At 45.3% G+C, this 11,934-nt stretch carries 9 protein-coding genes; 8 read left to right on the top strand and 1 reads right to left on the bottom strand.

Going from position 1 to position 11,934, the window contains the following annotated elements:
• The first annotated feature begins 26 nt into the window (after positions 1-26).
• Entirely contained in the window at positions 27-1,853 is a 1,827-nt protein-coding gene (locus tag DBX26_RS03055) for a S8 family serine peptidase (RefSeq protein ID WP_024372693.1), read from the top strand.
• A 191-nt stretch (positions 1,854-2,044) separates the two neighbouring features.
• Here the strand turns inward: DBX26_RS03055 and DBX26_RS03050 are convergent, their stop codons facing one another.
• Complete coding sequence (locus tag DBX26_RS03050) at positions 2,045-2,839, bottom strand: helix-turn-helix domain-containing protein (protein ID WP_049794657.1); 795 nt, start codon at positions 2,837-2,839, stop codon at positions 2,045-2,047.
• 355 nt (positions 2,840-3,194) lie between these two features.
• On the opposite strand from DBX26_RS03050, the gene DBX26_RS03045 reads away from it, so the two are divergent.
• From DBX26_RS03045 to DBX26_RS03015, 7 genes are all read left to right on the top strand, one after another.
• Positions 3,195-4,916, top strand: a complete 1,722-nt coding sequence (locus DBX26_RS03045) for a cytosine permease (RefSeq protein WP_014230969.1) — start codon at positions 3,195-3,197, stop codon at positions 4,914-4,916.
• 12 nt (positions 4,917-4,928) lie between these two features.
• A complete protein-coding gene (rhaM, locus tag DBX26_RS03040) occupies positions 4,929-5,252 on the top strand; it encodes an L-rhamnose mutarotase (protein ID WP_014230968.1) in 324 nt (107 codons plus the stop codon).
• Between the two features lie 313 nt (positions 5,253-5,565).
• Positions 5,566-7,011, top strand: a complete 1,446-nt coding sequence (gene rhaB / locus DBX26_RS03035; protein ID WP_118117817.1) for a rhamnulokinase — start codon at positions 5,566-5,568, stop codon at positions 7,009-7,011.
• Between the two features lie 11 nt (positions 7,012-7,022).
• On the top strand, positions 7,023-8,282 hold the full coding sequence (locus tag DBX26_RS03030; protein WP_065296401.1) for an L-rhamnose isomerase: 1,260 nt from the start codon (positions 7,023-7,025) through the stop codon (positions 8,280-8,282).
• Positions 8,283-8,359: 77 nt separating this feature from the next.
• The gene (rhaD, locus tag DBX26_RS03025) at positions 8,360-9,160 is read left to right on the top strand and encodes a rhamnulose-1-phosphate aldolase (RefSeq protein WP_118117815.1); all 801 of its coding nucleotides are present in this window, start codon (positions 8,360-8,362) and stop codon (positions 9,158-9,160) included.
• Positions 9,161-9,381: 221 nt separating this feature from the next.
• Positions 9,382-10,272, top strand: a complete 891-nt coding sequence (locus DBX26_RS03020; RefSeq protein WP_118117813.1) for a LysR family transcriptional regulator — start codon at positions 9,382-9,384, stop codon at positions 10,270-10,272.
• A 108-nt stretch (positions 10,273-10,380) separates the two neighbouring features.
• On the top strand, positions 10,381-11,919 hold the full coding sequence (locus DBX26_RS03015; RefSeq protein ID WP_014230963.1) for a bifunctional GNAT family N-acetyltransferase/carbon-nitrogen hydrolase family protein: 1,539 nt from the start codon (positions 10,381-10,383) through the stop codon (positions 11,917-11,919).
• Positions 11,920-11,934 lie beyond the last annotated feature (15 nt).

The following is an 11,934-nucleotide window of genomic DNA, read 5'->3' as shown; positions in this document are numbered from 1 at the left end:
GGACGTTACAATCTTTAGGGATGATTATGAAAATATTAAATAAGTCGCTAATTGCAATGGGTATTTGTTTATCTTTTAGCGCGCATGCAGCCGATGACCGTTATATCATTCAAGTTGATAGCGCAAATAAAGGCGTTGTTAAAAACCTGGCCAAAAAACTGGGTGCAGATATCAATGTCGAAGGTGAAGAGTTTTTTGCCGCTACCTTCACTGGCAAAGACTTAGAAACCGTTAAAGGGCTGCTTAACAACCCACATATCCAACTTATCGAAGAAGACGCTAAGCGTAAGCTGCTTAGCTACAGCGATGACATCGGTGACGCACGTGAAACTCAGCTAACACCATATGCCGTATACCAATCTCAAGCTGATCAACTCACTTTACAGCCTAATGACTTCATTAAAGTTTGTGTTATTGACTCGGGCTTAGACCGTTCAAACAATGACTTTGAGTGGACAAATATTACTGGCGACAACGACTCTGGCACTGGTAACTGGGATGAAAACGGCGGTCCACACGGCACGCACGTAGCTGGTACTATTGGTGCGGCAGACAACGGCTTTGGTATTATTGGTATGGCACCAGGCGTACCAATGCATATCGTTAAAGTCTTTAACTCTGATGGTTGGGGATACTCTTCAGATCTGGCGTACGCCGCAGAAAAATGTGCGGATGCTGGTTCGAATATCATCAACATGAGTTTGGGTGGCGGTGCGCCAACAACGGCAGAAGAGAATGCGTTCAAAGCCTTCACTAACGACGGCGGTTTAGTACTCGCAGCAGCAGGTAACTCTGGTAATGATGTTCTTTCATTCCCGGCAGGATACCAGTCAGTCATGATGGTCGGTGCAAACGACAATAATGATCAAATCGCGGCATTTTCTCAGTTCCCTGAATGTACCATCGTGTACAACGGCAAGAAAGGCAAAAACAGCCAGGAAATCATTGATTCTACCTGTGTTGAAGTCACAGCAGGCGGCGTGAACACACTTTCAACTTACCCGGCAAACATGGCCTCTACATCAGTCTTAGCGGCGGGTGAGCAAATCATTGCTTCCTCTAGTTTTACCTTTTCAGGTCAGGGTGATGTTTCAGGTGAAGTTCACTACATGGGGCTAGGCAACGCGGTTGATACCGACGCTAACGGCAAGATTTGTTTGATGGACCGTGGTGAAATCACCTTTGATGAAAAAGTACTTAACTGTGAAAACTCAGGTGGTATTGGTGCCGTTGTAGTAAACAATGTTGATGGCATGCTTAACGGTACATTGGGTGAGGCAACCACGACCTCTATTCCAGCTGTGGGTACCGACCTAAAAGATCGCGCTCTATTGCATGCATCTTCGACTATTGGTGTTGAGGTTAGCACTTCTGATTACGGCTTTATGAGCGGTACGTCAATGGCGACACCTGGCGTAGCGGGTATGGCTGCGTTACTTTGGTCAAATCATCAGGAATGTACTGGTACTCAAATCCGTGATGCACTAAAACAAACTGCGTTTGATGCAGGTGCGTCAGGCCGAGATAACTACTTCGGTTATGGCATTGTGAAAGTTGCTGATGCTAACGAATACTTGTTAGCGAATGGCTGTGATCAACAGGCAGCAGCGTACATTGAACTGGCTACGTCAACTTACACTGCAAAACAGGGTCAGAAAGTTAACCTAGAATGGTCAAACGCTACAGCACGTAAAGTAGACGTTTACCGCAACGGTGTGATTGTATCTACAACTGGTAATGATGGTTCATTTACAGATACATTAACAAGTGACGCCTTCGGCATGTACACATATAAAGTATGTGACCAATCAAGCGGTAACTGTTCAAATCCGTCAAGTGTCTCATTTGAGTAAAGATACCTGAGCGTCAGGCAATGACGCTCAATTCTATTTTCATTTGATAGTTACCCCGGCTATCACAATCCGCTCCAATTATTTAGCCCACATAAACTAAAGACCATCCTAGGGTGGTCTTTTTATTTGTTCATTGTCTTACATCCGGATTTTATAATTAAGCCCATGCAATTAGAGGCTAGGATAAAAGATTAATTACCGGAATGGCGCATTCGTGCTTCTCGTGGTGTCTGATTAAAGACTTGCTTGAATTTAGTCGAGAAGTAATTACTGTCCTGATACCCAACCCCAAAAGCAATATCTGTAATAGATTGATCAGTGTATAGAATATCTGAAAACGCTTTGCTGGTTCGCGTATAATGTAAGTACTGATTAAAGTTCATCCCTGTCAGTTTTTTTATACTGTTTGTTAATTGACGCGATGAAAGCTTAACGGCATCCGCTACTTCTTCTATTTCATTCACTCCAGCGTAATGCTGTTGAATATGGGACAAAGCATAAATCACTTTATCATTGTTATTTAACAGATCGACGTCTTTTATTTTTCCTCGCCAAAGCTCAACAATAATCTGCTGGAAAATGAATTGAGCAATCATTCTCGACTCTTCACTATTAATATGAGACTCAATATGCAATCGATCTATTAGTTGGCTCACTTGCTGTGCCGTCTTTTGATTAATAAACCAGCCCGTTTCTTTATCTGATTCACTAGGCATAAATCGCTTAAGCTCCGAGCAAACTTGGAGTTTCTCCTTTTCAAACAGGATATTACTTAAATAAAGATCATCGACTGAATCAAATAGGTGACGGTCTTCTTTCTTAACAAAGCAGACGTAATTTTTGCTCAGATTCATAGGCACATCATTCATGACATGTGTACCACAACCCTCTGAAACAATAATGATTTCTTCAAAGGAGTGCGCATGCTCAGGATAAGGTTCCTGAGGAGCTCTAAGCTCGGTAGTGACCGGACTATTTGAGTTCATAAAGAACTCTCTCGATTTAAGATAGATCATTTTACACCTCTTTATTCTACGGGCTAAATGTAGAGGCTTAGACTTCTGTTTACCTAGTCGAATATCTCACTTTTGCTCACTCTTTTATTGATATTTTCAAAAGTGTGAAGGCAAAGTTGCTCACCTTAAAAAACTCACCAAAATACCCTCTTATCTATGTTAATTCTCCAAGGTTAAAATTTGCCAGGTTTGTAAGCTGACCTTAATCCTTCTGATGACAAACATTACGAACGTCAGCATTTCAGAGGGAAACGTAAAATAAAAGTTTAAACAATAAATATAAAGACATAAGAAACAAAAGCTTACGAATAGCAAGGAGACAATCATGTCTGAAACTATTACCTCTACACAAACACAAGAAACAGAAGCTGCCTTAAATGAATATGAACAAGAGCGAGTGCCCAAACATAAACTGCTTGGTTGGCGGCACTTTCTCGGCTCTTATTCCGGCGAACACGTAGCGGGTACCGAATTTGTTATCGGTGCCGCTTTTGTCGCATGGGGAGCAAGTACCTTTGATATCCTTATGGGTCTGCTGGTTGGTAACCTAATGGCAGTACTTACCTGGGCATTGATCACCGCGCCTATCGCAACCCAATCTCGATTAACAGTTTACGAATATCTGCGCAGAGTGGCAGGCCCTGGATTTAACAAAGTCTACAACGTGGTCAACGCCGTGTTGTTCTGTGCATTAGGCGGGGCAATGATTACCGTGTCAGCCTCTGCAGTACGTATTTTATTTGATATTCCAGCGCAAACTCACTGGTATCCAAATAGTGCTGCGTTTATTGCAGTTGCACTCGCTGTGGGTGCCATCGTTGTCGCCATTGCGGTACTGGGTTTTCAAAAATGTGCTCAGTTCGCAACGGTTTGTTCACCTTGGCTGCTGATTATCTTTGTGACTGGTGGCATGGTCGCCCTTCCAGCACTGAGCAACGTTGGCAATGGTGAAACCTTTACTGGGTTTGGTCAGTTCCTTTCTCTGGCGGATCAATACATCTGGACAGGACAAACACCAGATGGCTCACCATCAATGACGTTCTGGCAGATCGCAGCTTTCGCTTGGGTATGTAACCTGGCAATGCACGGTTCTCTGGGTGATATGGCGCTGCTACGTTTTGCGAAAAGCGCAAAATACGGTTACTTCTCAGCATTTGGTATGTTCTTCGGCCACTACATTGCATGGATTTGTGCTGGTGTAATGGGCGCAGGTGCCATGCTACTGATGCAAACCAGCATGTCTAACTTAGACGCAGGCGGTATCGCGTACGCTGTGCTTGGTTCAACGGGTATTATTGCTGTAATTATCGCAGGCTGGACAACATCAAACCCAACTATCTATCGTGCAGGCTTAGCAATTCAAAGTATCTTCCCGAATAAATCGCGTGCATACATCACGACTATCGTTGGTGTGGTTACCGCTGTGATTGCTTGCTTCCCATTTGTATTTACTCGCCTACTAGACTTTGTTGGTTACATGGGCTTATTGCTTGCACCGGTTGGCGCGATCATCGTTTCGGAGCATTGGGTATTTAAGAAAATTGGTCTGACGCCACTATGGTCAAAATACCAAGGTAACGACCTAAACAAAGCCGCTCTTATCACTTGGGCAATTGGCGTCGTCTTCGCCGTGACTTGTGAACAGTTAGGCTTCTTGCACCTGTTCTTCCTATTCGTCCCAACTTACCTGCTATCGATGGCGATCTACATCATGCTAGCAAAATCAATGGGCGCAGGCGATGACTACACTCAGCAGGAGGCGGAGTACCAAGAAGAGCTAAAACAGCGTGAAACATACCATGCGGAACTAGCGAAACGCGAAGAAGCACAGCAAACAGAAGCGAAACCAGCCAGTATGCTGGAGAAGGTATCTGGCGCAGTTGCTCTGGCTTCCTTGGCGGCCATCGTGATTTCTGCGCTGAACGTGTGGGGAGCTGGCGCTGACTATCAAGTCGCCTTCGAATCCTTTAAATCTTTCGCGATTTACCCGACCATCATTTACTTTATCACCGCAACCACCTGGATCACGCTACGTGATAAAGCATAGGAGACTCAGCTAGTGGAAAATCTGATTCGAAAAGCCTTTGTCATGCAGTTAAATGAAGGCTGTAAGGCGGAATACAAAAAGAGACATGACGAGATCTGGCCAGAGTTGGTGGATGTATTAAAAAGTCACGGTGGTCACAATTACTCCATCTTTCTCCATGAAGATACCAACCAACTGTTTGGCTATGTCGAAATCGAGAACGAGGAACGCTGGCAGCAAGTTGCCGAAACAGAAGCCTGTCAAAAATGGTGGTCCTTTATGCAGGACATTATGGCAACCAACCCAGACAACTCTCCTCAATCGATTGAGTTAGATTCCGTTTTCTATCTTGCCTGAGACACACTCTAATAACCAAGCCCCGCAATTCGCGGGGCTTATTATTTTTAGCCAGCCAAATGTTACGCCCTCCCCGTAATTTAAAACAGTAAATAGCTTGAATAAATAAGAAAAACCACACCTTTTACACGCCTACTCCACTTCACTTAAACCCAGGTTTTATCTGGCCTCAACGCACGAGTTGTCAAAAGTTTGAATTACCGCAAGAGCTTCTTGAGAAAAACGCATCGAATACGTTTTTTCAGGGGGATTTTTGAAGTTATTTAGTGCGGAAAAACGGTGTAATACCTCTAAAGAACAAGAGGTGTTAATCATGATGAAGGCTGTGATTGCAATAGACCTTGGGGCGTCAAGTGGACGCGTCATGGTCGGTTATCTGAACAACGGAAAAATCGAACTCGAAGAGTTTCACCGTTTTCAAAACCAGCAAGTGATGCATGGTAATGAGTCGTGCTGGGATCTCTACTCAATCTTGGAAGAGATTAAAGTAGGCATCAATAAAGTACTCGCGACGGGTGTAGAAATAACTTCTCTGGGCATTGATACCTGGGGCGTAGATTTTGTCTTGCTGGACAAGTTTGGCCGCCACCTTGGCGAGTTCGTCAGCTACCGTGATGCACGAACTGAAGGTACGTTAGAGAAACTACTTGAAGACAGTCAACTTACCCGTGAGCAAATCTATCAGCAAACTGGGATTCAGTTTTTACCGTTCAACACACTTTACCAGTTAAAAGCGATTGCTGACCAGCAACCGGAATGGTTCTCAGAAATCGATACGTTGCTATTTATTCCAGATTATCTGAACTACAAGCTCAGTGGCGTTAAGCATTGTGAGTATACCAATGCGTCCACCAGCCAATTACTGGAATGCAAAGATAAGATCTGGAACAAACCATTACTGGATGCTTGTGGCGCGAAGATGGAGTGGTTCCTGCCACCTAAAATGCCTAACCGCATTATCGGCCAATACCATGTAGGCGACGTACAAATCCCTGTGTGTTCGGTGGCAAGTCACGACACCGCTTCAGCGGTAGCAGCGACCCCTATCGCACATGACACCATGGCCTACCTGAGCTCAGGTACATGGTCACTGGTGGGTATTGAAAGCTTCGAACCGTACACCGGTGAGCTCGCATACCAATACAACCTGACTAATGAAGGTGGTGTCGACGGTCGTTATCGCGTGCTGAAGAACATCATGGGTTTATGGCTGATTCAGCGTATTAAAGCAGAAAACCCATCACTGACTTTTCCTGATATTGCCAGTCTTGCACGTCAAGCCGAGCCCTTTAAGTACATCGTGAACCCTAATGACAACGATTTCTTAAACCCGTCATCCATGACGCAAGCGATTAAAAACTGGTTTAAAAAACGTGACCTTGAAGCGCCAGAAACCCTGTCCGAAGTCATTCGCTGTATCTACGACAGCTTAGTTCTGGCGTACGACAGGGTACTGACTGAGTTATCAGAAGTCACCGGCAAACCAATTACTGAATTGCGCATTGTCGGTGGTGGCACGCAAGACCAGTTCCTTAACCAACTTTGTGCGGATGTGTGTCAAATCAAGGTTTCGACCGAACCGACAGAAGCCTCCGCATTAGGCAACGTGATTAACCAATTTATCGCGTCCGACATTATTACCTCGCTGGAAGAAGGCCGCCAAATTATCGATGCCTCTTCTGATGTGAAGAACTTTACTGCAAACAATATTGAGGGATTGGAACAAATCAAATCCCAATTCCAACAAATTACTAAATAAGGTACCTGACCATGAGCAAAGAGCAGATCATTTCAGCTTACGAGCAAGCAAAAGCGGTTTTCGAAAAGTACGGTGTGGATACAGACAAAGCACTAGAACTACTTAACCAAACGCCAATCTCTATGCACTGCTGGCAAGGCGACGATGTACGTGGTTTTGAATCTCCAGATACGGCATTAAGTGGCGGTATCCAAGCAACAGGTAACTACCCTGGCGCGGCAAAAACGCCTGCACAACTACGTGCAGATATGGAAAAAGCCTTCTCGCTGATTCCGGGTAAAAAACGTGTCAACCTGCACGCTATCTACATCGACGCTGATGAATACGTAGAACGTGATCAAATCAAACCTGAACACTTTGCACGTTGGGTTGAGTGGGCAAAAGAGAAAGATCTTGGCCTGGACTTTAACCCGACTTTGTTCTCTCACCCGAAAGCGGATGACGGCCTGACGCTGTCTCACCCAGATGAAGAGATCCGTCAGTTCTGGATCGACCACGTAAAAGCGAGCCGTAAGATTTCTGAATACTTCGGTCGTGAGCTTGGCTCTGCATCATTCATGAACATCTGGATTCCTGATGGCATGAAAGATCAACCAGTTGACCGCCTGTCTCCACGTGCTCGTCTACAAGACTCTCTGGATAAAGCACTGGCTGAGAAAATCGACACGGCATTCCATAAAGATGCAGTAGAAAGCAAACTGTTCGGCATAGGCGCAGAAGCGTATACGGTTGGTAGCAACGAGTTCTACTTAGCATACGCAGCAACTCGCGGAACGGCTCTATGTCTGGATGCGGGCCACTTCCACCCAACAGAAGTCATCAGTGACAAAATCAGCGCATGTTCACTGTACGTAAACGACCTGCAACTGCACGTTACGCGTCCGGTACGCTGGGACTCAGACCACGTAGTTTCTTTCGACGACGAAACTCAGGCGATTATGCGTGAAATCGTACGTAACAACCTGCTCGACCGCGTCGCTATCGGCCTGGACTTCTTTGATGCATCAATCAACCGCGTCGCTGCTTGGGTTATCGGCACCCGTAACGCGCAAAAAGCTTTGCTAAAAGCCCTGCTAGAACCAGTAGCGCAATTAAAAGCGGCAGAAGAGTCATTCGACTACACCACTCGTTTGGGTCTAATCGAAGAAACACACTCTCTACCATGGGCAGCAGTATGGAACTACCACTGCCTGCAAAACGAAGTCCCTGTTGGCTTTGATTGGATCAACGACGTGAAAGACTACGAAGCAACCATTCTGGAAACACGTTAATTCAAATCGCTCAACAACAAACAAGTCAGATTCACTATCTGGCTTGTTTGGTTAACTAGATATAAAAGGCTAATACTATGATTCAATTAAACGATGCAGTAATGCTCGAAATAGAGAAAGTCAGCGAAGTTTCTCAATACCTTTGGCAACGTGAATGGGCAGAGCGCAACGGTGGTAATATCTCTGTTGATGTGACTGATCTGTTCGATGAAATTCCTCAAGTAGACGTGCAAGAAAAAGCACTGCCTCTGCAATTGCCAATCGAAAGTGCGAACCGCATTTACTACGTAAAAGGTACCGGTCAGCGTATTCGTGAATTACGTGATCCTGCCTATGCTGGTTGTGTTCTTAAGATCAACTCAGCAGCTAACGGCTACCAAATTCTTTGGGGTGGTAAAGCGAGTGATGATTTCGCACCGACCTCTGAGTTCATCAGTCACATCAAGATCTTGGTTGATAAAATCAAAGCAGGCTCTGACCACAGATCAGTGGTTCACACTCACCCACTAGAACTGATTGCCCTGTCTCATCATCCAGATATCTCTAAGAGCAGCGAACTGTTCACGCATACCTGCTGGAAAATGCTGCCAGAAGTACGTGCATTCGTACCTCGTGGTATCGGTATGATTCCATACTGCCTGCCTTCTTCAGAAGAGATGGCAGATGGCACAACCGCGTCACTGCAAGAACATGATGTCGCTATCTGGGAAAAACACGGTGCAACCGCTTCTGGCGCAGATGTTCTACAAGCATTTGATTACATTGATGTAGCAAACAAAGGTGCCAAGCTGTACCTGATGTGTACCTCAGCAGGTTATGAGCCAGAAGGTGTCACTAAAGAAAACATGGAAATCCTGAAGCAAGAATTCAACCTATAAGGTGTAAAGGTTGGCTCTTGGTGATGTAAGGGGCACAAAGAGCAAACCATCAACATCCGTTGAAGCGTAGGGGGCAAGGTCTGGTATTTATCCAGACCTTTGCTTTTTAGCCTCCCTCATTATTTACCTCTACTGACACTCCAATGTCTGATTCAGTTACTTTGCTTCAACAGACAAATCCTCTACTCTGTGAATAATTACCTCTCAATGGACCTGAAGGCATGTTAAAAGGCAGTGAGTACCCTTCCATCCGAGCATTAAGAGCTTTTATTGCCGTCGCTAACCACCTGAGCTTTTCCAAAGCTGCAGATGAACTGTGTTTGACACAAGGTGCGGTAAGCAAACAGATCGCCTCGTTAGAACAACTCGTGGGATTACCATTGATCAAACGTGGTCTGAGTGGCGTGGAACTCACTGCTGAAGGTAAACGGTACTTACCACAGATAACGGAAGCGCTGGAGATCATTCAGCATGCCACTGCAAGCCTTATTCAGTTCAATACGGAACAGGAGCTGTTGACGGTTGATGTTACGCCTTCTTTTGCCAGTTTGTGGCTCGTACCCAACATTGACGACTTCCACCAGCAACATCCGAATATAAGAGTCAAAATTCGCACGGGTGATGGTGCCATCACGAATCTCAACAATGACAGCGATCTCAACGTGAGGTGCCTACCGCTTTCAACACACTATGACTACAGCTACTTATTGTGTGAAGAAACCTTACTGCTGGTTGGCAGTACCAACATGCCACCGTTGCCAAGCCAACAAGCGGTAAGTGATTATCCGTTTATCCCCCAAACCACTCGCCCTCAGCTTTGGGAACAATTCAAGATTGAACACGCACTAGAAAACCCGATTACCTATCATTCGGTCGGATTTGAGCATTTCTATTTAGCTTGTGAAGCCGTAAGGATGGAAAAAGGCCTGGCACTGTTGCCTGATTTTATGGCGCAATTTTCTATTCATCGCGGCGACATTCAGCATATCCAGAACATGACCCTGCAAAGCGGGTACGGCTATTATGTGGTCATTCCAAGTTACCGCTTAAACACCAGAAAAGTGTCGCTGTTCTACGAATGGCTAAAAAGTAAATTGATGCACAACGCCTAAAAGCGAAGGCAGTGATTACATAACCTTAACCGTGGTCGGGTGTATGTATGGTTAAAAATATGGCATTCTCATCCATACAGTTTGAAAAGGATAAATGGAAAGTAGTATATGGACAGCAATACGCCGAAACTCTCTTTACGCACCATTGAGCCTACGGACTACCCAGAGCTCGCGGAATTGATGGACCTGGTATTTCCGGATGTTGGAGGATCGTGGCCGCGTCTGACCATCATGGATCTTATTCATCAGTTTCCTGATGGGCAAATTTGTATTGAAGATAACGGTAAGATTGTCGGTGCAGCGCTGACGATGAAAGTCGATTACAATCGAATCTCACTCCCTCACCTTTACAGTGACATCATCACTGAAAACAACGTCATTCAAAACAAAGTCACTGGCGATGCCATGTACGGGCTTGATGTGTTTGTCCATCCGGATTATCGCGGATTGCGCTTAGGACGCCGTCTGTATGATGCGCGTAAAGAGTTGTGTCGCAGTAAAAACTTTAAAGCAATTTTAGCCGGTGGGCGTATCCCTAATTACCATAAATACGCGGATGAACTCAGCGTTGCCGAGTACATCGATAAAGTTAAGCGACGTGAACTTCACGATCCGATTCTGTCATTCCAACTGGCCAACGATTTTGATGTAAAGCGTATTATGCGTGGTTATCTGCCGGAGGACGATGCGTCCATGGGCTACGCAACGCTACTTGAATGGGACAACTTTTTCTACGAAGAGGATATTCAGTCTGTCCACGATGTCGAAAAAACGCTGATTCGTATTGGTGTTGTGCAATGGCAAATGCGCGCAATGAACGATTTGGAAGATTTGCTGGATCAAGCGGAATTCTTCATCTCTTCTTTGGCTAATTACAAAGCTGACTTTGCACTGTTCCCGGAGTTCTTTAACGCTCCGCTGATGGGACTACAAAAAGATCAAAACTCCGTCGAGGCAATCCGTTTTCTCGCCAGCTTCACAGAAGAAATTAAAAATCGCTTCTCACAAATGGCGGTCACCTACAACATCAACATCATTGCGGGAAGCATGCCGGTAATTGAAGAGGACGGAAAACTCTACAATGTCGCCTACCTGCTTCAGCGCGACGGTGAGATAAACGCCCAGTACAAAATTCACATCACCCCCCACGAGCAAAAAGACTGGGTCATCGACGGGGGTGACAATGTTCAGGTATTTGAAACCGATGCAGGTAAAGTCGGCATTCTGATTTGCTACGACAGTGAGTTCCCGGAATTGGGTCGAATGTTGGCCGAGCAAGGCGCTCAAATCGTATTTGTGCCATTTTGGACGGATACCAAAAACGGCTATCAGCGCGTACGAATTTGTTCTCAGTCTCGTGCGATCGAAAACGAGTGTTATGTGGCGATTGGCGGCAGTGTGGGTAATTTGCCTCGCGTCGACAACGTGGATATTCAATACGCCCAGTCAGCCGTATTTTCACCTTCTGACATTTACTTCCCACACGATGCAACGTTGACAGAAGCAAGCGCGAATACCGAAATGATCATTTTCGCAGATGTAGACTTAACTAAGCTGAAGCAACTCAATACGGAAGGCTCAGTGACGAACTTACGTCATCGCCGACTGGATTTGTACGGTGGTTTTACCAAAGCAAAAGATCAATAACAAACTTACGCCAGC

The sequence above is a fragment of the Vibrio sp. dhg genome, from assembly GCF_003443775.1.
Lineage (GTDB): Bacteria > Pseudomonadota > Gammaproteobacteria > Enterobacterales > Vibrionaceae > Vibrio > Vibrio natriegens.
This window is presented reverse-complemented; position numbering and strand designations above follow the sequence as displayed.